General features: G+C 61.1%; 22 protein-coding genes and 1 pseudogene. 11 read left to right on the top strand and 12 right to left on the bottom strand.

From position 1 onward, the window contains the following. Positions 1–163 precede the first annotated feature (163 nt). Entirely contained in the window at positions 164–1,453 is a 1,290-nt protein-coding gene (locus ACEN9T_RS21365) for an NRAMP family divalent metal transporter (RefSeq protein ID WP_092971851.1), read from the top strand. A 95-nt stretch (positions 1,454–1,548) separates the two neighbouring features. On the opposite strand, the gene ACEN9T_RS21360 is transcribed toward ACEN9T_RS21365, so the two are convergent. Continuing rightward, positions 1,549–1,764, bottom strand: coding sequence for a hypothetical protein (locus ACEN9T_RS21360; RefSeq protein WP_092971850.1), 216 nt, complete (start codon positions 1,762–1,764; stop codon positions 1,549–1,551). 396 nt (positions 1,765–2,160) lie between these two features. Here ACEN9T_RS21360 and ACEN9T_RS21355 point away from each other — a divergent pair, with 396 nt between their 5' ends. After that, the gene (locus tag ACEN9T_RS21355) at positions 2,161–2,376 is read left to right on the top strand and encodes a glycine zipper 2TM domain-containing protein (protein ID WP_080693787.1); all 216 of its coding nucleotides are present in this window, start codon (positions 2,161–2,163) and stop codon (positions 2,374–2,376) included. 93 nt (positions 2,377–2,469) lie between these two features. Here ACEN9T_RS21355 and ACEN9T_RS21350 read toward each other — a convergent pair whose 3' ends face one another. From ACEN9T_RS21350 to ACEN9T_RS21335, 4 genes and pseudogenes are all read right to left on the bottom strand, one after another. Then, the gene (locus ACEN9T_RS21350; RefSeq protein ID WP_413706987.1) at positions 2,470–3,357 is read right to left on the bottom strand and encodes a slipin family protein; all 888 of its coding nucleotides are present in this window, start codon (positions 3,355–3,357) and stop codon (positions 2,470–2,472) included. A 90-nt stretch (positions 3,358–3,447) separates the two neighbouring features. Next, the gene (locus ACEN9T_RS21345) at positions 3,448–3,705 is read right to left on the bottom strand and encodes a hypothetical protein (RefSeq protein ID WP_009238936.1); all 258 of its coding nucleotides are present in this window, start codon (positions 3,703–3,705) and stop codon (positions 3,448–3,450) included. A gap of 73 nt (positions 3,706–3,778) precedes the next feature. After that, a complete protein-coding gene (locus tag ACEN9T_RS21340) occupies positions 3,779–3,937 on the bottom strand; it encodes a DUF3309 family protein (RefSeq protein WP_037028723.1) in 159 nt (52 codons plus the stop codon). A gap of 488 nt (positions 3,938–4,425) precedes the next feature. After that, positions 4,426–4,608: pseudogene (locus ACEN9T_RS21335) on the bottom strand (twin-arginine translocation pathway signal); the annotation flags it as partial. A 475-nt stretch (positions 4,609–5,083) separates the two neighbouring features. Here ACEN9T_RS21335 and ACEN9T_RS21330 point away from each other — a divergent pair. Continuing rightward, entirely contained in the window at positions 5,084–5,266 is a 183-nt protein-coding gene (locus ACEN9T_RS21330) for a CsbD family protein (RefSeq protein WP_092971848.1), read from the top strand. Between the two features lie 47 nt (positions 5,267–5,313). Here ACEN9T_RS21330 and ACEN9T_RS21325 read toward each other — a convergent pair whose 3' ends face one another. After that, positions 5,314–6,033, bottom strand: a complete 720-nt coding sequence (locus ACEN9T_RS21325; protein WP_413706986.1) for a Crp/Fnr family transcriptional regulator — start codon at positions 6,031–6,033, stop codon at positions 5,314–5,316. A gap of 1,608 nt (positions 6,034–7,641) precedes the next feature. Here ACEN9T_RS21325 and ACEN9T_RS21320 point away from each other — a divergent pair. From ACEN9T_RS21320 to ACEN9T_RS21305, 4 genes are all read left to right on the top strand, one after another. Beyond that, the gene (locus tag ACEN9T_RS21320) at positions 7,642–9,399 is read left to right on the top strand and encodes an ABC transporter ATP-binding protein/permease (RefSeq protein ID WP_413706985.1); all 1,758 of its coding nucleotides are present in this window, start codon (positions 7,642–7,644) and stop codon (positions 9,397–9,399) included. 628 nt (positions 9,400–10,027) lie between these two features. Beyond that, positions 10,028–10,390, top strand: a complete 363-nt coding sequence (locus tag ACEN9T_RS21315) for a BON domain-containing protein (protein ID WP_092977233.1) — start codon at positions 10,028–10,030, stop codon at positions 10,388–10,390. A gap of 138 nt (positions 10,391–10,528) precedes the next feature. Further along, positions 10,529–10,816 carry a hypothetical protein gene (locus tag ACEN9T_RS21310; protein ID WP_413706984.1) on the top strand — a complete coding sequence of 96 codons (288 nt, stop codon included), beginning with the start codon at positions 10,529–10,531 and terminating at the stop codon, positions 10,814–10,816. A 63-nt stretch (positions 10,817–10,879) separates the two neighbouring features. Then, the gene (locus ACEN9T_RS21305; RefSeq protein ID WP_092977236.1) at positions 10,880–11,341 is read left to right on the top strand and encodes a PRC-barrel domain-containing protein; all 462 of its coding nucleotides are present in this window, start codon (positions 10,880–10,882) and stop codon (positions 11,339–11,341) included. A gap of 20 nt (positions 11,342–11,361) precedes the next feature. Here ACEN9T_RS21305 and ACEN9T_RS21300 read toward each other — a convergent pair whose 3' ends face one another. From ACEN9T_RS21300 to ACEN9T_RS21290, 3 genes are all read right to left on the bottom strand, one after another. After that, complete coding sequence (locus ACEN9T_RS21300; protein WP_092971847.1) at positions 11,362–12,081, bottom strand: Crp/Fnr family transcriptional regulator; 720 nt, start codon at positions 12,079–12,081, stop codon at positions 11,362–11,364. A gap of 79 nt (positions 12,082–12,160) precedes the next feature. Further along, positions 12,161–13,213: an AI-2E family transporter gene (locus tag ACEN9T_RS21295; protein ID WP_413706983.1), complete on the bottom strand. Its 1,053-nt coding sequence runs from the start codon at positions 13,211–13,213 to the stop codon at positions 12,161–12,163. A gap of 45 nt (positions 13,214–13,258) precedes the next feature. Then, entirely contained in the window at positions 13,259–13,780 is a 522-nt protein-coding gene (locus tag ACEN9T_RS21290; protein WP_092971845.1) for a hypothetical protein, read from the bottom strand. Between the two features lie 704 nt (positions 13,781–14,484). Here ACEN9T_RS21290 and groES point away from each other — a divergent pair. The 4 genes from groES (at position 14,485) to ACEN9T_RS21270 (ending at position 18,947) form a co-directional block, all read left to right on the top strand. Beyond that, the gene (groES, locus tag ACEN9T_RS21285; RefSeq protein ID WP_004629730.1) at positions 14,485–14,775 is read left to right on the top strand and encodes a co-chaperone GroES; all 291 of its coding nucleotides are present in this window, start codon (positions 14,485–14,487) and stop codon (positions 14,773–14,775) included. A 104-nt stretch (positions 14,776–14,879) separates the two neighbouring features. Continuing rightward, the gene (groL, locus tag ACEN9T_RS21280) at positions 14,880–16,523 is read left to right on the top strand and encodes a chaperonin GroEL (protein ID WP_045203590.1); all 1,644 of its coding nucleotides are present in this window, start codon (positions 14,880–14,882) and stop codon (positions 16,521–16,523) included. A gap of 238 nt (positions 16,524–16,761) precedes the next feature. Further along, a complete protein-coding gene (locus ACEN9T_RS21275) occupies positions 16,762–17,835 on the top strand; it encodes a YjgN family protein (protein ID WP_092971844.1) in 1,074 nt (357 codons plus the stop codon). Positions 17,836–17,861: 26 nt separating this feature from the next. Beyond that, positions 17,862–18,947 (top strand): M48 family metallopeptidase, encoded by a 1,086-nt coding sequence (locus ACEN9T_RS21270; protein WP_092971843.1) that lies wholly within the window; start codon positions 17,862–17,864, stop codon positions 18,945–18,947. Positions 18,948–18,975: 28 nt separating this feature from the next. Here ACEN9T_RS21270 and ACEN9T_RS21265 read toward each other — a convergent pair whose 3' ends face one another. Genes ACEN9T_RS21265 through ACEN9T_RS21255 form a run of 3 tightly spaced genes read right to left on the bottom strand, consistent with a single transcriptional unit; the run spans position 18,976 to position 21,829 of the window. Next, positions 18,976–19,404: a GtrA family protein gene (locus ACEN9T_RS21265; protein ID WP_092971842.1), complete on the bottom strand. Its 429-nt coding sequence runs from the start codon at positions 19,402–19,404 to the stop codon at positions 18,976–18,978. Positions 19,405–19,423: 19 nt separating this feature from the next. After that, a complete protein-coding gene (locus ACEN9T_RS21260; protein ID WP_092971841.1) occupies positions 19,424–20,497 on the bottom strand; it encodes a glycosyltransferase family 2 protein in 1,074 nt (357 codons plus the stop codon). 57 nt (positions 20,498–20,554) lie between these two features. Beyond that, positions 20,555–21,829 carry a glycosyltransferase family 87 protein gene (locus tag ACEN9T_RS21255; protein WP_413706982.1) on the bottom strand — a complete coding sequence of 425 codons (1,275 nt, stop codon included), beginning with the start codon at positions 21,827–21,829 and terminating at the stop codon, positions 20,555–20,557. Positions 21,830–21,873 lie beyond the last annotated feature (44 nt).

Raw genomic sequence — 21,873 nt, 5'->3', positions numbered from 1 at the left:
GCCGGCGATGCTGCGCACCTAGAGGCTTTGCATCCCACCGCTTGTTTTGGGCATGCCCATACGCTAATACACGAGCAAGACGCGAGCCGCCCTATCACGATCCGGCACTAGAACATCGCGACGATCAACTCCAGCCCAGCGCTGGTAGACAAGGAAGCCAAACATGGACGGCAGCGGAGAGGCCCGGCCCAATCTGTATCGTGTTCTGCGCGCGCGCTTGAATGCGCATCCGTTGTCGCATGTCGGGCCCGGGCTGATCACGGGCGTCGCCGACGACGACCCGAGCGGAATCGCGACCTATTCGCAGGCCGGGGCGCAGTTTGGCCTGGAGATGCTATGGACGATGCCGCTTACGTTTCCGTTGATGGCGGCCATGCAGTCCATGTGCGCAAACATGGGACGCGTCACGGGCAAGGGACTTGCGGCCAACATCAAGGACGTCTTCCCGCCGATTGTGTTGCGCGTCGTGGTGTTGCTGTTGCTGATCGCAAATACGTTGAATATTGCTGCTGACGTTGCGGCGATGGGCGAGGTCGCGGAACTCGTTTCCGGCATCGACCGGCATGTCATGACGGCGTTGGTGGTGTTCGGCACCCTGGCACTGCAGATATTCGTTCCTTACCACCGATACGTTTTCTTTCTGAAGTGGCTGACGGCGTCTCTGCTGGCGTATGCCGCAGTCTTGTTTACCGTACACGTGCCGTGGAGCCGCGTGGCGCTGCACACGGTGTGGCCCAGTGTCAGGCTTGATGCCAGTGCCGCATCCATGGTGGTTGCCGTGTTCGGTACCACCATCAGCCCCTACCTGTTCTTTTGGCAGGCTTCCGAAGAGGTGGAAGACATGCGGGCGCGCCCGTCGTTGAAAGCCGATGGGGCCAAGGCCCGCACCGAGCTCCGGCGCATTCGATGGGACACCTGGAGCGGCATGTTGTACTCCAACGTGACCGCTTATTTCATCATCCTCGCCACGGGGGTGACCTTGCACGTTTCTGGAGTGACCGACATCACGACCGCGGCGCAGGCGGCCAGTGCTTTGCGACCGCTTGCGGGAGACTTTGCGTACGTGCTGTTCACCGTCGGGATCCTGGGGGTGGGGCTGATCGGCGTGCCTGTGCTGGCGGGATCAGGCGCCTACGCGCTGTCCGAAGCGATGGGCTGGAAAGAAGGGCTGGAACGGAAAGTGAGCGACGCCCGCGGGTTCTACAGCATCATCGCCTTGAGCGTACTCGCAGGGCTGGCGATCCAGTACTCACCGATCCGACCGATGAAAGCACTTTTCTGGAGCGCAGTCATCAATGGTGTGGTGGCGGTCCCGCTGATGGCGGTCATCATCCTGCTCGTGTCGAAGCCCGCGGTGATGGGCCCCTATACCGCAAGCCGGCCATTGATCGTCTTGGGTTGGTCTGCCACGGCAATCATGGGGGCTGCTGCCCTGGCGATGTTTCTGCTGTAGGCATCGGCACGCAAGCAGGTTGCCCGCATGCCGATGTTGACCTCATGCAACGTGTTGGCGGCGTAGCCCCCTCGGGTGGCGCCGCCTCTTCCCCCTCACCCGGTGAGTTCCGCGCATTGTTGCCCCAGAAGTATCCCGGCGCTGAATGCCAATCCGGAGGAAACGAACCCCTCTGGGATTGCGGCTGCTTCCCAGCCGGTGCCGCCTCCATCACTGTGCGTGAAGCGATATTCGGAGAACCATCGCCGGTCACTACGCTGCAGCGTGCGGATTTCAAGCGTTCCGTTTGGGAGGTCGAGCGAATTGATCATAGATGTCCTTGGTGCGGTTACCTCGGTATGTCGGAAAGTGCCGTTTCACTGTTATTTGAGACTGCAGCGTAAGGCCGGGGCGAAACGTCGTCGGCTCGGTACCGTACAGAACCCGGTCCGTATTGACGGTGAATCACGCAGTCGGTCCGCCGCTTGCCCTCAGCGGTTGCACACCTGGGCAGGTGACGACTGCGTCTGCCACCGTACCGACACACTTCACGCGAGCGAGGATCCTCTTTGTCGGGACGTCCGCGCGACACTCACGCTCACGTGCTGACGCAGGGACGCCCCGATGGGCTGTACGCCGCTTTTGGTCCGTACAGAAAATTCAAGTCCTGGTTTTGCGTTCTCCGCAACAGCACGCGGTGGCTTGTGATCGGGGCGGAGGTGCACAAAATGCGTAGCAATCGGATAGCACAACTGTGCGGCGCGATGCTGGTGATCGTGACGCTCGCGGGCGGGTGTGCCGGGATGTCCCGGCGAGGTACGGACACTGCAATCGGCGCCGGTGTCGGTGGTGTGGCAGGCGCTGTCCTGACAGGCGGTAGCGCGGTAGGGACAGTGGGCGGCGCAGTCGTCGGTGGCGTCGTAGGCAATCAGGTTGGGAAATGATTGCGGACAGGGAAGGCGAAGCGACATGCCCACACTCACACTAGTGGGGAATGCCGCTTTCCAACCCGTTCTTATGAATCGATGGTGTATGGCTTAAGCGGCGGCCGCAGCCGCAGCCGTCTTGAGCGGCAGGACAGCGCTGGTCTGCTCCGTGCTGCCGGAAACCCCAAAGGCAACCGCAACGGGATTCATGCTGTCGACCATTGAGGTCGGCATCAGGATCGTGGCGCCACGCTCTTTGGTGGTTTCGTAGATGATGTTCATGGCACGCAGTTGCAGCGCTTGCGGATGGCCTTCGTACATGCCCGCAGCCTCGACGAACTTGGCGGCGATGGCCGCTTCCGCAGAACCCAGGATGACGCGGGCCTGTTTCTCGCGTTCGGCCTGCGCCTGCCGGGACATTGCGTCCTGCAGCGCCACGGGGATGGCCACGTCGCGCACTTCGACCGACGATACGGTCACGCCCCATGCTGCAGTCTTCTCGCCGATCTCTGCGCTCAGCTGCTCGTCTGCCGCCTTCCGGTCTGATAGCAGTGCCGAGAGCATCGAGGCGCCGATCATTTCACGCAACGATGTCTGGGCGACGCGGTCGATGGCCTGACGGTAGTCGGTAATGGCCAGCGCAGCCTTCTGCGCATCGTGAACGTGCCAGAAGATGATCGCGTCGACATTGACCGGCACAGTGTCTTTCGTCAATGCCTGCTCGGCATTGAATCCGGTCGTTTGAATGCGCTCGTCAATCACAGCGGTGACGCTGTCGACGATCGGCAGGATCATGAACAACCCGGGCCCTTTCACGCTTTGCAGCTTGCCTGCGCGCAGGATGACGAACTTCTGCCAGGCGTTTGCCATCTTGAGTGTCGATGCAACGAGGATTGCCGCAACCCAAAACACGGGCGCCAGCAGAACCGAGCCGAACATACCGGCGGCGGCCCCCACAGCCAAGAGAAGGACAACGATGAATGCGGTGATGGGATTCATATGGCGCCTCGCCAGCAAGTGGTACTGCAAACCATGAGGGACGGGGTCAGGGTTCTGGAGACGGTCGCTCGAACTGTCTGCGTGACGTCTTTACCCGAAGACGTGTGACCGGATGTCGTGTTCAAAATCGACTGTCCAGTCCGGGCCATGAGCACCGTCGTATTCCCGCATGGTCTTGCCCATCCGGACGATGACGCTACGGTCCAGCGCCTCGGAAGGGGCGCCACTCGAGAAGTGTTCCGTGGATGACACCTCAAAGCCGTCGGGCGCGAGGCCGTTTCGCAGGCACACCTCGCGAAACGCGTCGCGCTCCATGTCTGGGAACTGGAGAATGGTTTGATCGAGCATCACGTTGGCCTCTTTCTCGTAGTGCGCCGCCGCCTGTGCATGAGATGCCGTGGGGCGTAACGGATCGTCGGCTTTAGAGTCGCCCCATGAACAAGAGCACGAGAACGATGAGCAGAACCACGCCGAGCGCACCGCTTGGCGCGTAGCCCCACCCGTTGCTGTAGGACCACCTTGGGAATGCCCCAACCAGTAAAACGGCTAAGACAATGAGAAGTACGAGTCCGAGAGACATGATGTCCTCCTTGTTTTGTAGATTCCCCCCACTCCGTGTGCACGAGCCAGGCAAGAAGCGCTCCACGGTTGGTTCTTCATGAGGTTGACGCGCGAAGTTTTCCGGGCATTGCCCGAGCGAATTCAGCGTCCCCCATCCTCTTGAAGAATAGAGTAGTGCGGGTTTGAAAACGGTTCGGTAGCGTACGCACCAGCATGCCAATGCATGTCTCGTGCGGGTCGCAAAGCGGCGATCACCCCCCCCCTGATCAGCGGGGGCCATCAATAACGGCTTCGCTAACGATGATCACGGTCTCTATCACCGTGGTCACCCTCGTAGCCTCCGTGGCGATTACCTTCATAACCGCCACGGTGGTCACGTTCATAGCCACCCTGCCGGCCGTCGTGGTAGCCGTCGTCAGGAACCCACAGGCAACCGGCCAGCGAGGCCATCCATATCCCCAGGACCGTATAGATAAGGGCGCGCATGGCGGCCTCCTCGCGACTGCACTAAAGAGATTTGAGTTTGGTGACTTTCGTGCCCTCGAGCGTCACGCCTGCCATCAACCCACTGTTGGTGAGAACGAATGCCTCGATCGGCCCCGTCGCGGTCGAACTGTCGATGTTGCCGTTGGCACCCACTTTCAGGACGGCAACCGATGCGTCACCGCCTGCGGACCATCCATCGCTATTGCTATTGCTATTGCTATTGCGCAATCGTGCCGGCGCCTCCTGTGGCAAGAGTGGCAAGAGCCATCGCCGTCAGGGTTAGGACACGCCTTTCTCGCATCTCTGACTCCATCGCGGACGCGCCATGTTCAGCGTACGTCAATGCGGAGTGCGTTACGGTACGACAGCGTACGAAGATGCAGGGCCGGGTGAGAAGAGCCAGTGATGGCGATTTGCTGCGCGCTGGCGGATCCGGTCCATCGCAGCTTGCGACGCGGTTCAGCCAATTTGCGTGGGTGATTGCGCCGCCCCTCTCGAGTTAGTCCACTACCGTACAGACGGCACTGCGTCTGCGGAGACATCATGCGGTTTCGTTGGGCAAGGTCTTGTCTTGGTATGCGCATCGCCGGGTAATGAAGTGGAAGTGGTCCGAGCGCGGCGCGTCAAGGCACGGCATCCCCCACGACCAACTGAGCGCCGAAAGCGCAGGAGCATTGCCATGAACAAGGATCAAGTGAAGGGCCGTCTTGAGGAAGCGAAGGGCAAGTTGACTGAAGCCGTTGGCAAGGTCACCGGAAAGGACACCACGGCAGCGAAAGGAAAGGTCGAACAGATTGCCGGTAAGGCGCAGGCTGCGTATGGCGACGCCAAGGATGCGCTCAAGAAGCAGCCGAAGCCTTGAACGAACGTCGCGCCCATCGCTGACATGCAGCCCCCCCGGGGGGGCGGTCAGAGCGCCTCGAGGTCTGGAAGCAGGCGATCGAACTCGCGCTTGACCACGGCATAGCATTCGCAGACGCGACGCTCGAGGCCGGGGCGATCCAGGACTTCGATGGTTCCGTGGCTGTATCGGATCAACCCGGCGGTCTGCAGCTTCAAAGCGGCTTCAGTGACCCCGGACCTGCGCACGCCCAGCATGTTGGCAATCAGCTCCTGGGTCATGCGCAGCTCGTTGGAGGGCAGGCGGTCCAGGCTCAGGAGGAGCCAGCGACACAGCTGCTGGTCGATCGAGTGGTGCCGATTGCAGACAGCGGTTTGCGCCATCTGGGTAATGAGTGCCTGGGTATAGCGCAACAACAGACGCTGCATGGCCCCGGCGCGGGCAAACTCCTGTTTGAGAATGCGGGCACTGAGGCGGTAAGCGCCGCCCGCACTCTGAACCACGGCACGGCTGGGGGTGGTTTCCCCGCCCATAAAGATGGCGATGCCGACCATGGCCTCGTTGCCGACGATCGCGATCTCGCCCGAGGAGCCGTCCTCCATGACATAGAGCAGGGAGACGATGGACGTGACGGGAAAGTAGACGAATTCGGGGCGGTCGCCCGATTCATAAACGACATGCCCGAGCGGCATGTCGACCCAGACAAGCTGGGGCGCGATGCTCTCCCATTCCGCTGGCGGCAGCACGGACAGCAGATGGTTCAGCTTCGGATTCGGTAGAGCTTTCATGGCTGCTTCCCTTTCACTCGGACCAGAACAGCAATTCGGACTGATCGCGATGTGGAACCAGAAACAGCCGCTATCGGGTATCAGCCGCTTTGTTGCCCTGAATCTATTGGTAAACCTACGTCCGGCTCTCGCAACATTCAAGCCCACCAGATTTCCGACACGCGAAAGCGGCCGCGGCAATCAGTGGATGGCTCGGGCAAATTGGTGTTCGGCAGCTAGCGATCGTTCTGGCCGCGTCCGTCGCGTCGGCGGTCACCATCTGGCTCTCGCCCATCCGTGCGCGTGGGTCGAGAATCGGCGCGCGGATCATGCGTTGATTGAGGGGCAGGCATTGGCTGCACTGGCTGTCGAATCTGCGGCCGCACGGGCTGCTGCGGCGCATCGGGTCGCATGTACTGTTGCTCCGGCAATCGCTGACGACCGGTCCCTTCTTGTCTCGTTTCAGTGCGCGAACTGTCTGCGTTACCGTGCGGTTGAGGGCGTTGCGGCATCGCGTCATGTGAAGGCGGTATTTGAGGGCGCTGTATCGGCTGCGCAGAGGGGGGCTGTGGCGCGGCGGAGTCTCGCTGCTGACGCGCGAACCCGCCCTCGCGCTGGTTCTGTACCTCCCGGGGCTCACGAGTGGGCGGACGCGGCGCGGCGCGTGACGTTCCTGATTGACCAGGCTCTCCAAACCGTCGCTGCGTTTCGCTCTCGCGCGGCTGGTAGCGGTAGTGCTCGGACCGGATCAAATTCTGCTGCTCCAACGCGCGAGGATAACGTTCGCCAGAGTACCGGCGTTGGTAATCCGGTAAGGGCGCCGGGGAAGGTGCCGACCGATGGTCCCATTGATCCCATCCCCCACGACGCGCTTCCCAGTTTGGTCCCCAGTGTTCACCCCAGCGCGGGGGCGCGTTGCCATTCCAGCCACGGAAATACCAAGGGGGCTTCCGGTAGTAGCGCACGGGAATACGGAGCACGAACAGCGGCACCTCTTCTGGTCCGACGACCTGCCATGGCCCGTTGTACCAGTTGCTTTCATACCATTCGTCCCCCTCATACACCCAGTACAGGCCGTCGTAGAAGAAGTAGTTGGTAGGCGCACGCGGTGCGTAGTAGACGGGGTAGCCCGGTACCGGGATGAGTTGTGGGTACGCGGGTAGGTTGATGCCAATGCTGACGCTCATCTGGGCGTGCACCGCAATCGGCAGGCAAAGCAGCAGCGACAGGGCGAAGAGCACGGAACGCATTTTTCGGTCCTCCTATCTGACCCACCCGCGCCCATATCGAGGTATTAGACGGGCAACGACTGGGGATCGCGTTCCAACCAGTAACGAGCGAGGCAGCTCGGGGACTCTGGTATCAATGGACAGTGAGATATGCGAACGACAACTTTTGCGTCTTCCACACCCCTGAGGAGCCCGGAATAACAGAACGCTTCCACTCTCACATTAGGGGACGTCCGGTCGGTTGTCGGTACGCTAACGGGCAGGTATTGCGGATAGTTCCGGTAGGGTCAACGCGCGCGTTGCTGACCTATAGTTCGACAGGGGTTGGGAGCCTCTGCAGCGTGAGTCGGCAGGATCAATGTGACGAGTGTGGCATTCGTTCTGTTCTGGGAGTTGTGACATGAGCGTCACCAATGATCAGAGAGCGGACGGCAAGTCGAGGTCGGAGAACGATAACGACACTTCGAATCGTCACCTGTGGACTCGGTTCTGGGCCATCGCCAAGCCCTACTGGTTTTCCTCAGAAAAATGGACGGCGATGGGTTTGCTTCTGTTGCTGGCAATCTTGCTGCTGGGGCAAACCGAGACAAACGTATTGTTCAACGAGCAATCCGGCGAATTCACATCAGCCCTGGCAGCCAAGGATGCGGATCGCTTCTGGCACTCCATCATTGAATGCATCTACATCATGATCCTGGCGGTGCCGATCTATGCATTTTATTTCTATATCAGAGACAAGCTTGGAATCCTCTGGAGGCGATGGCTCACCAATCACTATCTGGACGGCTATTTCAAGAATCGGATCTTTTACAGGTTGAATGCAGATTCCTCGATAGACAATCCGGATCAGCGGATAACGGAGGACATCAATACATTCACGCGGAAATCTCTCTATTTTTTGCTGGTCAGTATCGGTGCGATTCTTCAACTGATTGCGTTCAGCAGTGTCTTGTGGTCGATCTCCAAGCCGCTGGTCTTCTTTCTTCTTGCATATGCCGTCGCGGGCACCTCTATATCGATTTTCTTCTTTGGCCGGATCCTGATTGGGCTTAATTTCTATCAATTAAAGCGGGAGGCGGATTTCCGTTTCAGCCTCATTCGAATTCGTGAGAACGCCGAATCCATTGCGTTCTATCGAGGGGAGGAGCAGGAGTTCTTTCATGTGAAGGGGCGATTTGAACAGGCCTTTCGCAACTTCAACAGACTCATCCGCTCGCAGCTGAATCTGAATCTTTTTCAGTATGGCTACAGCTTTCTGACCGTCATGCTGCCCAGCGCGATTGTTGCTTCGCGCGTTCTTTCCGGCGAGCTTGAAGTCGGTCGTGCTATCCAGGCCGCTGGCGCGTTTGCGGCCATACTCAGCGCGTTGGCCGTGATCGTTGACAACTTTGAAGACCTGAGCCGATTCGTGGCAGGGCTCGATCGGCTAGACACATTCTCAGGTGCCCTGACGGCGAGCGTGGCTGCATCTCCCGATGCGAGAAGCACGATCAAATCCATGGAGGACTCCCACCTGACCCTTGCACATGTCACTTTGCAAACACCGAACCATGAACGGACGCTGGTCAAAGACTTGACGGTGTCCATCAACCCCGGCGAGGGCCTGCTCATTGTTGGTGCCAGTGGAGGCGGGAAGAGTTCGTTGTTGCGTGCAATCGCGGGACTATGGAGCGGCGGTTCGGGATGCATCACGCGACCGAAGGCGGACGAAATGCTGTTCCTGCCTCAACGCCCCTACATGGCCGTCGGTAGCCTGCGCAATCAACTGCTCTATCCGAACAACCACGACAGGCACGTGTGCGACGAAGAACTTCTTCTGCTGTTAGAGATGGTCAACCTGTCGAATGTTGCAAGGAGGTTCGGAGGGCTCGACGCAGAGCTGGAGTGGGACAAAGTCCTGTCGGTTGGGGAGCAACAGCGCCTCGCGATCGGGCGCGTACTGCTTGCGAAGCCCCGCTACGCCATTCTTGATGAGGCGACGAGTGCCTTGGATCTGCGCAACGAAGAACATCTGTACTCGCAACTGACCGGGATGTCGACGACGCTTGTCAGCGTCAGCCATCGTCCCACGCTTCTCAAGTATCACCACCATGTCTTGACGCTATCCGGGGATGGGGGGTGGCAGTTGCACTCGGCTAGACACTACCGCTTCAATTGATCGCGCCCACACCAAAGGGCGCCGGACTATTGCCCTTCGCAGCCCCGGCCATGGGCAACGCGCGGCGCTCTCAGACCACACCGTTCATATCGTGTAGTTGCCGCCGGTCATCGAATGCGGCGTTGCCCGGTACCGTACAGACGTTTTCGTGACGGGGTGGGAATGTGTTCCTACCCTGCGCGAAGGCGATGGGTACCCTTGCAAGCATGTCCTCCCGTACTGCCTCGCAACGCTCTCGCCTCGTCTGCAGGCGAGGCGTTTAAGGAGTGCATCATGAATAGCATCATCTGGCTGGTCGGGGCCGTCGTCATCGTCTTGTTCGTGCTTGGGTACTTTGGATTCAGATAACCGACCGCAGCAGTTCCGAGACATCGTCCCAGTGCATTCACCCGAGAACTGTTGGGTTGACCGCACAGGGCAAGCGGGTATGCAACCCCGCGGCCCCTGCGCCAGGCTGACCCACACACCGCGCCTTGTTTTGTCTGGAGAGAACCGGACAGATCGCGGGCGTTCCCTCCGCCGGCACCCCGAAAAGGAAGAGGTCACTGTCCGCCAGCGTACGGACAGCGGCATGGATGGATGCCAACCTTGATTGGTCACCGCTTTCCTCCCAATCGAGGGCGTTCCTATGAAACCCACCCGTTCCATCACGTTCACTCCCGGCGCAGCGTTGCTCGCGCTCGCAGTCGGCTTCTACGCTTCACTGGGCCCGGGGCAAAGCAGCGCATCACCTGCCTCCTCGGCAGACCACAGCTTGACACGTGCGACGGTTCGCGAGGGTATCTCTGATACAGCGATTACGACCAAGGTGAAGGCTGGCCTGCTCAATCAGAAGGATCTCGGCTCGATGCGCATACACGTACGCACACGCGACGGCGTGGTTCGCCTGACCGGCAGTGTCCCGACAATGGTGCAACGACAGATGGCAACGAAGGTGGCCAAGGGAGTTACCGGAGTGGCATCGGTGGAAAACGATCTGATCGTCCACTAATTCTCATCGCCGGCCGAACGGATGGGGCCTCTCCCCCATCAGCGGGAAAGGTCGAGACAGGCGCGCTTTGCCGAACTGTATCCATCCCCTCGAGACACTGCGATCTGCCGAGCGAGTCAACGCAACCCAGGAGCGATCATGCACAAAGTCACTACCACCGCACAGCACAGAAAGTCGGAGCCTGCTGGTTGCGGATGCATACCTGCCGCGGATGAAGGGCACACCTATCAATCCGCTGTGGACGCATCGCTTGAGATGACCTTTCCGGCGAGCGACCCAATCTCGCCGGGCGCGGCCATGTATGCGGAGCGTCAGCTCAGTACCTCGCTCGACAAGACAGATTGGAGCCTGGCTGTCGGGAGCAAGAGGCAGGCTTCCCGCGTCGAGCCCACTCCACGGCACAAGGGCAAAAGCCGTGCGCATTGACGTATCCCCCCCGCCGGCGCAGTCGCCGGTTCAATGGCTAATCACCTTATCTGGAGTCACACCATGAACATCAACGAATTGGACCATCAAAGCAGCGGACCGCGCGCTGCCATCGTCGGCAACGGTCAGCTGAAGGGCGCCGGCCCCGGCCCCGTCATCATGGCTGCCGACACACTCAACGGCGATCCGGTTCTTGGTCCGAGCGGTGAGAAGCTCGGCAAGATCGATCACATCATGCTGGATGTTCCCCGCGGGCAAATCGCCTATGCGGTGCTGTCATTCGGCGGTTTTCTAGGTGTCGGCACGAAGCTGTTCGCTGTGCCATGGTCTGCTCTGACGCTCGACACTGTACGCAAGAGCTTTGTGCTGGGCATCGACAAGAAGCAGCTGGAAGCCGCGCCGGGTTTTGATCAGAATCACTGGCCTAGCATGGCGGATACGCAATGGGCCACCAGCATCCATCAATACTATGGAACGCCCCCGTACTGGGAGGGGAGCCGGAAAGAGGTCAAACTGGATTCCTGATGGAGTAGGCGTATGCCTGGTCAGAGCGCCTCGAGGTCTGGAAGCAGGCGATCGAACTCGCGCTTGACCACGGCATAGCATTCGCAGACGCGACGCTCGAGGCCAGGGCGGTCGAGGACTTCGATGGTTCCGTGGCTGTAACGGATCAACCCGGCGGTCTGCAGCTTCAAAGCGGCTTCAGTGACCCCGGACCTGCGCACGCCCAGCATGTTGGCAATCAGCTCCTGGGTCATGCGCAGCTCGTTGGAGGGCAGGCGGTCCAGGCTCAGGAGGAGCCAGCGACACAGCTGCTGGTCGATCGAGTGGTGCCGGTTGCAGACGGCGGTCTGGGCCATCTGGGTAATGAGTGCCTGGGTATAGCGCAACAACAGACGCTGCATGGCTCCGGCGCGGGCAAACTCCTGTTTGAGAATGCGGGCACTGAGGCGGTAAGCGCCGCCCGCACTCTGAACCACGGCACGGCTGGGGGTGGTTTCCCCGCCCATAAAAATGGCGATGCCGACCATGCCCTCGTTGCCGACGATCGCGATCTCGCCCGAGGAGCCGTCCTCCATGACATAGAGCAGGGAGACGATGGACGTGACGGGAAAGTAGACGAATTCGGGGCGGTCGCCCGATTCATAAACGACATGCCCGAGCGGCATGTCGACCCAGACAAGCTGGGGCGCGATGCTCTCCCATTCCGCCGGCGGCAGCACGGACAGCAGACGGTTCAGCTTCGGATTCGGTAGAGCCTTCAAGGCCGCCTCCCTTCCAGTGGTGGTGTGGTATCCCGGTCGTCATTCCCGCGGCGCTGCTGGGCAGGGCGGCGTCCGTGCATCAGCGTACCTCGTGGCCCAGGCCCTGCGCTGCCCAGGCGCGCGACAGCACAATCTTGAGCGCGGCGATGACGGGCACCGACAGGAAAATGCCTGCGACGCCGCCCAACTGCTCGCCTGCAAGCAACCCCACGATGACGAGGAGCGGACTGACCTTGACCCCTTCGCTCATCAGGTAGGGATTCAGCACGTAGTCCTGGAACAGACGGTAGACCACGATGAACCCGATCAGCCAGAACAAGTGCGGATACCCGCTGAACACGGCGACGGTGACGATCGCCACCACGGCGGCCAATGGCCCGGCAAACGGAATGAACTCCAACACCGCAGCCGTGGTTGCAAGCAACAGTGCATATGGCACGCCCAGCAGGTAAAAGGCGATGCTGTAGAAAAGCAAGGTGGCCAGGGACAGTAGCAGCAGTGCACGCACATAGCGTGACAGGAGCGTGTCCAGATCATCGATGATGTTTCCCCAGAGGCGCTTATCCGAGGATCGAATCCATGACAGCAGCGCAGCGTGGATGGAAGGCGCTTCATTGATCATCAGAAAACTCATGATGGGGATGAGCACAAGGTAGACGAGATTGCTGGCTGCGTGCATGACACCCAGGCCGATGTTTCGAACCAGAGGCATAGCCTGGTCGGAGGTTGTCGAGAGTTGCTCGCGGAGGAACTCCAGAATGCGCGCGCGCAGCGGCTCCAGAAAGTTCGGGAGGGCAAGGCGATCTGCCATGGTGCTGGTATCGAGCAGCTTCGGGAGTTGATCGGCAAGCCTGCCCGCTTCCTCCTGCACCGTCACGCCAAACACCGAGCCCGCCACGATGACCACCAACACGACGAGGATGAACACGATGCCGATCGATACGCTGCGCGGCGCCTGTCTCGGCATGCGCCGTTCCAGTTGTTCGATCAGCGGGTACAGCAGGTAGCTGAAGAAGACGGCAAATACCGTGACCAGCAGCACGGACGCGATCTTGTAGATGATCAATACGGCCAGCGCAAAGAGAAAAACGGTCCAGACGATTCTTCCGGTGCGTGGGTCAAATCCGAGCATGACGATCCTCCCCGTCGGAGTGATGGCACGGCGAGCCCCGGATGACTAGATCTGGCTCACGTGTGCCGCGATGCTTTTACTGGTCTTGGTGATTGCCGCCTGGACGCTCTCCAAGGTCTCGAAGAACTCGCTGAAATGGGTGGCGTCCATACGGTGATGTGTGGCAATTGCGTTGGCCAGTTGCTCTCTGAACTGACGGATGCTGGCGAGCAACGCAATGACATCGCGCACCAGTTCAGGGGTGCTGAGGTTGTGCAGTTGAATGGCCGCGATCGCGGCCTCCAGCTCATCGATTGCGCGAATGTCGAAAGGCTTCTCTCCTGCAGCGATCGCACTCACGGCTTGCTTGTCGGGTAGCTCGCTCATAACGCTTCGTACCAGCGCCTCTGCTGCCATGGCAATTTCGCTCACCGCTTTGGCCACCGTGCGCCTCTCCGTGCGCCGTTCGCTGCGCTGAAGCAACCAGCCTGCCAGCCACGTTCCCGCAATCGCAACAATGATTGCGGCCGCCTGTACCCACGCAGCCAAGGCGGGGTGTTTTTCGATCCAATCCAGAAGGCTGCTCATGAGAGATGTCTACCCAATGGAGCGGCTCCCCGTTCTTGTGGTTATTCAGCGGCGCTTGCTCAAGTTATCTAACATCCTGCGCCTGTTTGCACCCTTTATATGGCATTCGTCGAGCCGACTCAGACGTCTTGTGGAGGCGGTCCAGCCAAGGTGAACGCAATATCCACTCCAGTGTGATGGGGGTGCTTTGCAGCGATGAATTCAATCGGGCTGCGCAATGGTTTGGCAGCGTCCACGGCGCCGGGCGGAGCAATCAGAGTTCCGGCGTCAACCCGTTGGCTATGATTCAGCCGCTGCCGCATCAACGGCGGCGGGGTGTAACGACTTGTTCCACGCAGTACCTCTGGACGGCAATTGCTTCGCAGTTCGCCGGCAGGTAGCGGCTATGCCGACGCTGCGTCGCACTTCAATCTCACTGGACAGCTTGGAGCTTTGGAGAAGCTAAGTTATTGAAATTTATGAGATTTGTGAGCGAGGGGCTACGTGGGCGACCCGCAGGAGAGTTCAGCGTTGAGTGAATCTCGACATCGACATCTCCGCAACTTCCCCTGCGCCCGTTCTTGAAATCGTAATACCCCGTCCCTATAATTAGCACTCGCCGGGCAGGAGTGCTAACAAAGCCTCCACCCCCGATGCTTTCCCGATGCGCCGCGTCCTGCGGCGCGTTTTGTGAATAAACACTCACTTTGCATTGAGGAGTTTGTATGAACCTGCGTCCCTTGCATGATCGCGTGATCGTGAAGCGCCTGGACAACGAAACGAAGACCGCTTCGGGCATCGTCATCCCTGACGCCGCCGCTGAAAAGCCGGATCAAGGCGAAGTGCTGGCCGTCGGTCCGGGCAAGAAAGACGACAAGGGCAATGCGATCGCGCTGGACGTGAAGGTCGGCGACCGCGTGCTGTTCGGCAAGTACGCCGGCCAAGGCGTCAAGGTGGATGGTCAGGAAGTCCTGGTCATGCGCGAAGAAGACATCATGGCCGTGGTGGCGAAGTAAGCGGGCGCTCTGTCGCATCGGCTTACCAGTAACCCAATCCTCATTGTCTGCCCGGCGGATTTCCCCGGTGTAGGCAACATCCAAAGATTTCGGAGATTCTCAAGATGGCAGCTAAAGACGTAGTGTTCGGCGACGCCGCACGTGCCAAGATGGTCGAAGGCGTGAACATTCTCGCCAACGCAGTCAAGGTGACCCTGGGGCCCAAGGGCCGTAACGTGGTGCTGGAGCGCAGCTTCGGTGGCCCGACCGTGACCAAGGACGGTGTGTCGGTCGCAAAGGAAATCGAGCTGAAGGACAAGCTGCAGAACATGGGCGCGCAGATGGTCAAGGAAGTTGCTTCCAAGACCAGCGATAACGCCGGTGACGGCACCACCACCGCAACGGTGCTGGCCCAGTCGATCGTGCGCGAAGGCATGAAGTACGTTGCCGCCGGCATGAACCCGATGGACCTGAAGCGCGGCATCGACAAGGCTGTCGGCGCTGCCGTCGAAGAGCTGAAGAAGATCAGCAAGCCGACGACCACCAGCAAGGAAATCGCTCAAGTTGGCGCCATCTCGGCCAACAGCGACGAATCCATCGGCCAGCGCATCGCTGAAGCCATGGACAAGGTTGGCAAGGAAGGCGTGATCACGGTGGAAGACGGCAAGTCGCTGGCCGACGAGCTGGACGTCGTGGAAGGCATGCAGTTCGACCGTGGCTACCTGTCGCCGTACTTCATCAACAACCCGGAAAAGCAAGTTGTCCAGCTGGACAACCCGTTCGTGCTGCTGTTCGACAAGAAGGTCAGCAACATCCGCGACCTGCTGCCGGTGCTGGAACAAGTCGCCAAGGCTGGCCGTCCGCTGCTGATCATCGCTGAAGACGTCGAAGGCGAAGCCCTGGCAACGCTGGTGGTCAACAACATCCGTGGCATCCTGAAGACCGCTGCTGTGAAGGCTCCGGGCTTCGGCGACCGCCGCAAGGCCATGCTGGAAGACATCGCCATCCTGACGGGCGGCCAAGTCATCGCTGAAGAAGTCGGCCTGACGCTGGAAAAGGCAACCCTGAACGACCTGGGCCAAGCCAAGCGCGTTGAAATCGGCAAGGAAAACACCACGATCATCGATGGCGCAGGCGATGCCCGCAACATCGAAGCCCGCGTGAAGCAAGTGCGTGCCCAGATCGAAGAAGCGACCTCGGATTACGACCGTGAGAAGCTGCAAGAGCGCGTGGCCAAGCTGGCCGGCGGTGTTGCTGTGATCAAGGTTGGCGCTGCCACCGAAGTCGAAATGAAGGAAAAGAAGGCTCGCGTGGAAGATGCTCTGCACGCAACGCGCGCTGCCGTGGAAGAAGGTATCGTGGCTGGCGGCGGTGTTGCACTGCTGCGCGCCCGTGCGCTGATCTCCGGCCTGAAGGGTGCCAACGCTGACCAAGACGCCGGTATCAAGATCGTGCTGCGCGCCATGGAAGAGCCGCTGCGCCAGATCGTCACGAACGCTGGTGACGAGGCTTCGGTGGTGGTGGCTAACGTCATCGCCGGCCAAGGCAACTACGGCTACAACGCTTCGACCGGCGAGTACGGTGACCTGGTGGAGATGGGCGTGCTGGACCCGACCAAGGTGACCCGCACCGCGCTGCAGAACGCCGCTTCGGTCGCTTCGCTGATGCTGACCACGGATTGCGCCGTGGCAGAACTGCCGAAGGACGATGCAGCTCCGGCAATGCCGGGCGGCATGGGTGGCATGGGTGGCATGGACGGCATGATGTAATTTGCCTGTCCGGCAACCTGGCCCGGCCATCTTTCGGGATGGCTGTTCCAAACAAAAAACCCCGTGGGTGCGAGCCCGCGGGGTTTTTTGTTGCCTGCTTTGTTAAGGCGGCGTTAACGCTGCAATGCAGTGGGCTTCGATACAATCGGCCCACCCGCGAGCCTCAGCGTCGTTAAGTATCGATAAGCGATAAGCGTCCTGAAGCGGGCACGACAACAACTCAGGGAAGGGAAAACAGATGAACGACATCGCACGCGAGTCCGTCCTGGGCAGCGCCCCCGCTCCGGCTGCGCCGCAACCCCTGCGACTGCGCTTTATCGGCAGTGGCTCCGAATACTTCCGCATCTGGATCGTCAACCTGCTGCTGACCATCGTCACGCTGGGCATTTACTCGGCCTGGGCGAAGGTGCGCACGCTGCAGTATTTCTATCGCAACACCCAACTGGCCGGTTCGAGCTTCGACTATCACGGCAGCCCGATCGCCATTCTCAAGGGCCGCGCGATCATTTTCGTGCTGGCGCTTGCGTTCAACCTCCTGGGCCATTCGTCGCCGCTGCTGGGGCTGGCGCTGCTTGCATTGATGGCCGCTGCGTTTCCGTGGCTGCTCGTGCGCTCGCTGCGGTTCCGCATGGCGAATTCCAGCTACCGAGGCCTGCGCTTCGCCTTTACGGGCAAGGATGCGGAGGGCTACATGGTGTTTCTGGTGTGGCCGATTCTGAGCGTGTTCTCGCTGTATCTGCTCGCACCGCTGGCGCACCAGCGCTTCAAGCGGTTCCAGCACAAGAACACGCGCTTCGGTACCGCGCAGTTCGATTTTTCAGGCACGCCGGGCCACTTCTACGGCGTTTATCTGCGCACCTTCGGGCTGGCGATCCTGGCACTCGTGGTGGCCTCCTGCCTGGCGCTGCTGCTGGGTGTGTCGCTGCACAGCGCGCCGGGCGTGGGCCAGATCTTCGGCTTCATCCTCATCGGGCTGTTCATGTATGCCGCGATGCTGTTCCTGACGCCCTATTTCCTGTCGCGCCTGCAGAACCTCGTGTGGAACCACACCACGCTGGGCGCGCATCGCTTCCAGAGCCAGGTGGGTGCAGGCAAGCTGTTCTGGATTTTCGTGTCGAATGCGGTACTGATCGTGATCACCATCGGCCTGTTCACGCCGTTTGCACGTGTGCGCACGGCGCGCTACAAGCTCGACTCGGTGACGATGCTCGCGGCCGGTTCGCTTGACACCTTCGTTGCCGGAGAAACCACCAACGTGGGCGCCCTGGGCGACGCAACGGTGGACTGGTACGACATCGATATCGCGCTGTAAGCGCGCTGCAGGCAAAGGCAACCGCTGTGATTCTCGCGACCTACTTCGACGGCCGTACCTCGCGCGCGCAACCCGTGCGCCTTGCCGTCGAGGCGGGCGAGGCGGTGCTGTTCGACGCGGAGGGCACGGCGTTGCGCCGCGCGGCGCTCTCTACGCTGCGGGTGTCGGAGCGCGTCAAGCATGCCCCCCGCTTGATCACCTTCGAAGACGGCGCGTTCTGCGAGATCAACGACCCGGCGGAGCAGGCATCGCTGAATGCGCTGCTGCATCGCACCGGCTATCGCGAGGGCTGGGTCGTGCTGGCGCAGAACAGCTGGAAGCTGGCGCTGGGCTCGCTGTTGGCCATGGTGGTCGTGCTGGCGCTGGGCTACCGCTACGGCTTGCCGTGGGGCGCCAAGGTGGTGGCCAATATGGTGCCGCAGCGCGCCGAGGCGCAGCTCGGGCGCAGCACGCTGAAAGCCATGGACGAGCGCTGGCTCCGGCCCAGCAAGCTGCCCGCCGCGCAGCAGGACCGCATCCGCGCACGGTTTTCCGCTCTGCACAGGCCGCCACAGGCTACGCACACGTATCACATCGTTTTTCGTGATGCCGACATCGGCGCCAATGCCTTTGCGCTGCCCGGCGGCGACATCGTCGTGACCGACGCGCTGGTCAAGCTGGTGGGTGAGGGCGATGGCCTGACAGGTGTGCTGGCGCACGAGGCAGGTCACGTTGAATATCGCCATGGGCTGCGGCAAGTGATTCAGTCGTCGGCCATTGGGGCAACGGCGGCGCTGCTGTTTGGCGATGTCTCGACCATTCTGTCGGGCGTGCCGGCGGCGCTGCTGACGCTGCGCTATTCGCGTGACTACGAGCGCGATGCCGATCGCTATGCCGCGCTGCTGCTGCAGGAGAACGGCTTGTCTGTCGGCGCGTTTGCCGACGTGCTGCAGGCGCTGGAAGACACGCATGGCGGCACGCGCAAGGCAGATGCCACCAAGAAGGGCGACGCTGCCAGCGATGACGACGCCTCGGCGTTTTTCTCCTCGCACCCGCTGACGCGCGAGCGCATCGATACGCTGCGCCGCTTTGACCGCACGCACGGCGGCAGCGAAAACGGCGACGCGGAATGAAGTCTGTCGCCGGGATGGCCGCGCCGCATCAGCGGAACGTCCAGAACCGGTGCAGTACGAAGGTCAGCGGCGGCACCGTCGACAGGATGCCCGCTAGCCCGATCCAATAGCTCAGGCCCAGCGTCTGCGCGCACCACGAAATCGCAAGCGTCAATGCCAGGCCGAGCAGCGAGACGGCGTAGAAGCGCAGGAAGTTGGCGCGCGCCGGTTTGGCCGAAAAACTCCACAGGGCATTGAGCAGGTACGAGCACACGTTGGCGCAGACAAAGGCTGCGCCGTTGGCTGTCACCTGCGTTGCAGAGACACCGCTGATGAGCGCAGTGGCAATCGCCACATGCACGCCAGTGGCGATAACGCCCGAGACTCCAAAACGGAACATGCGGATCAGCAACATGCGATCCGGCAGCGGCAGTGCGCCTGCCAGTGCGTTCATGACGCTCGATTCTGCGTGTCGCATGATGCGTCTCCGGTTGGCATCAACGCCGGGCTGCGTGGTTGCGCTGGCGTTCTCCCTGCGGCTGGCGCGGTCGGGCGCTGGCAATCGGAATCACCTGCCGGCTGTTGCTGCCTTGCACGCGGCTGCGTGGGCGGCGCTCCTGATAGCGGCGTTTCACCAGGTAGATGGGGCGACCCTTGGCTTCGTCATAGATGCGGCCGACGTATTCGCCGATCATCCCCAGGCCGATCATCTGCAGCCCACCAAAGAACAGCATCAGCGACAGCTCTGAAGCGTAGCCCGGCACCACCACACCGAAGATCATCGTGCGCAGGATGATGAACGCGCCATAGCAGAACGCCAGCGCGGCAACCAGCGCACCGAGGTACGTCCAGCTACGCAACGGCAGCGTGCTGAAACTCGTGATGCCTTCCAGCGCGAAGTTCCATAGCCGCCAGCCGGAGAACTTCGACGTGCCTGCGCTGCGTCTCTCGCGTTCGTACTGCACGATCACCGTGCTGAAGCCCACCCACGCGAACAGGCCCTTCATGAAGCGATGCCGCTCCGGCAACTGCTTGAGCGCGTTCACCACGGCACGGTCCATGAGGCGGAAGTCGCCCACGTTCTCGGGCAGCTTCAGGTCGGACAGTCGATTGTGGATGCGGTAATAAGCGGCGGCAGTTACTCGCTTGAGGAACGAGTCGCAAGCGCGGTTGGCGCGCTGTGCGAGCACGACTTCGGCGCCCTTGCGCCAGTGCGCGACCAGCGTGGGGATCAACTCCGGCGGGTCTTGCAGATCAGCATCGATGGGGATCACGGCATCGCCCTGTGCCTCGTCCAGGCCGGCGGTAAGCGCGGCTTCCTTGCCGAAATTGCGGGTCAGGTCGACCACGCGCACGCGCGGGTCGGCATGTGATACGGCAACCAGCTTGGCGAGTGTGTCGTCGGCGCTGCCGTCGTTCACGCACACGATCTCGAACTGCATGCCGTCGATCGATTCCAGGATCGGCACCACGCGGGCGAAGAACAAGTGCAGTGCATCGCCCTCGTTGTAGAACGGTACGACCAGGGAAAGCAGTGGCGGGTCGTGAGGGTCTTGATGGTTCGGCTGCATGACTTCCCCCAAAAACTTTGATGACGATGTGCAGACCTATGGCTGGTCTGTCAGTGGTTATGCGGTGGTGCGCGCGTTGGCGCCTGCCGGCATGCTTGCTGCTGATGCCAACCCGGGCTTGGCTTCGGTGGCGATGCGTACTCGCGCGTGCGTGAGCGTTCGGTGCACGATCATCGCCATCATGGTCACCAGGAAGAACGGCCCGACCTGCGGCAGATGAAACAGCGGATTGGTGAACTCGAACACCGGCAGCAGCCACGCTGCAACCAGCAGCCCGCGCTCCGTGCTCGACAGGCCGAAGCGAATGCCATGGCGGATGTAGCCCGCAATCGCCACGACAAGCCAGGTCAGCTCATACGCACGCACATACGGCGAGATCAGCAGCGTGGCGGTTGCCAGCGCAGCAACACGCAGCCCCGTATCGTTCGTGCGGCGCCATACGGCGGCGGTGGCTAGCATGGCCAGCACAGCGACCGACACCTGAATCGCATAGGCCAGTTTGATGCCGATGCCGGCTGCGCGCACGGCCGCCAGGAACGTCGGCATGACGTACCACGCCGTGCCGCCGTGCTCGACGAGGTTGGTCTCGGCCCAGTGTGCGCTCTGGAAGAAGGCGGGCACGGTGTCCCACCCGCAGACGGCAATGCTGATGGCGCCGAACAGCACGGCGGTGACTGCCGCGCTTGCCATCGTCTTCCATGCGCGGGCGACGAGCAGCACCACCGGAAACAGCAGCGCCAGTTGCGGCTTGATGGCCAGCAGGCCAATGGCCACGCCAGCCAGCACGGGCCGCTTATCGAGCCAGGCGACGGCTGTAGCGGCCAGCCCAGCGGTGAGCATGGAGTTTTGCCCCATCAGCACCGTTACGAACACAGCCGGCGAGCTGATCACCGACATCCACGCATGCTGACGCGCGTCCACCTTGTCACCAAGCAGCCCGGTTGTGGCCTTCACATAGAGGCCGCCGGTGGCCAGCATGAACAACAGATAACTCGGCCACAGCGGCAGCAGCGACAACGGCAGCACCACCAGCAGAAAGGTGGGCGGATAGAGCCACGGCAGAATGCGCTCGCTGCCCGCTTCCAGCGTGCCGAATTGGTTGATCACCACCATGATCTTGTCGATGTCGTAGGCGTGCAGCGGCTGACCATGGAGCGCGATGTGCGATGCGCCCCAGAAGACGGAGAAGTCCGACGCGGGCCCAGTGATCCGCGTATCCGTGAAGCCGTTCGTCACCCAGGCTCCCAGCGCAAAAATCAGCAGGAACACGGCCAGCATCACCTTGCTGCCCTTACGCACCGTGTTGGCGTTGATCCAGTGGCGATCGGCCATCGGCGGCTCGTGTTCTTGTTGTGACGACTGGACCATGGCGCTTT

Source organism: Ralstonia sp. Ralssp110 (assembly GCF_047325135.1).
GTDB lineage: Bacteria > Pseudomonadota > Gammaproteobacteria > Burkholderiales > Burkholderiaceae > Ralstonia > Ralstonia mojiangensis.
Note: the sequence above shows the minus strand (reverse complement) of the source record. Positions and strands in the feature narration are given on the sequence as shown.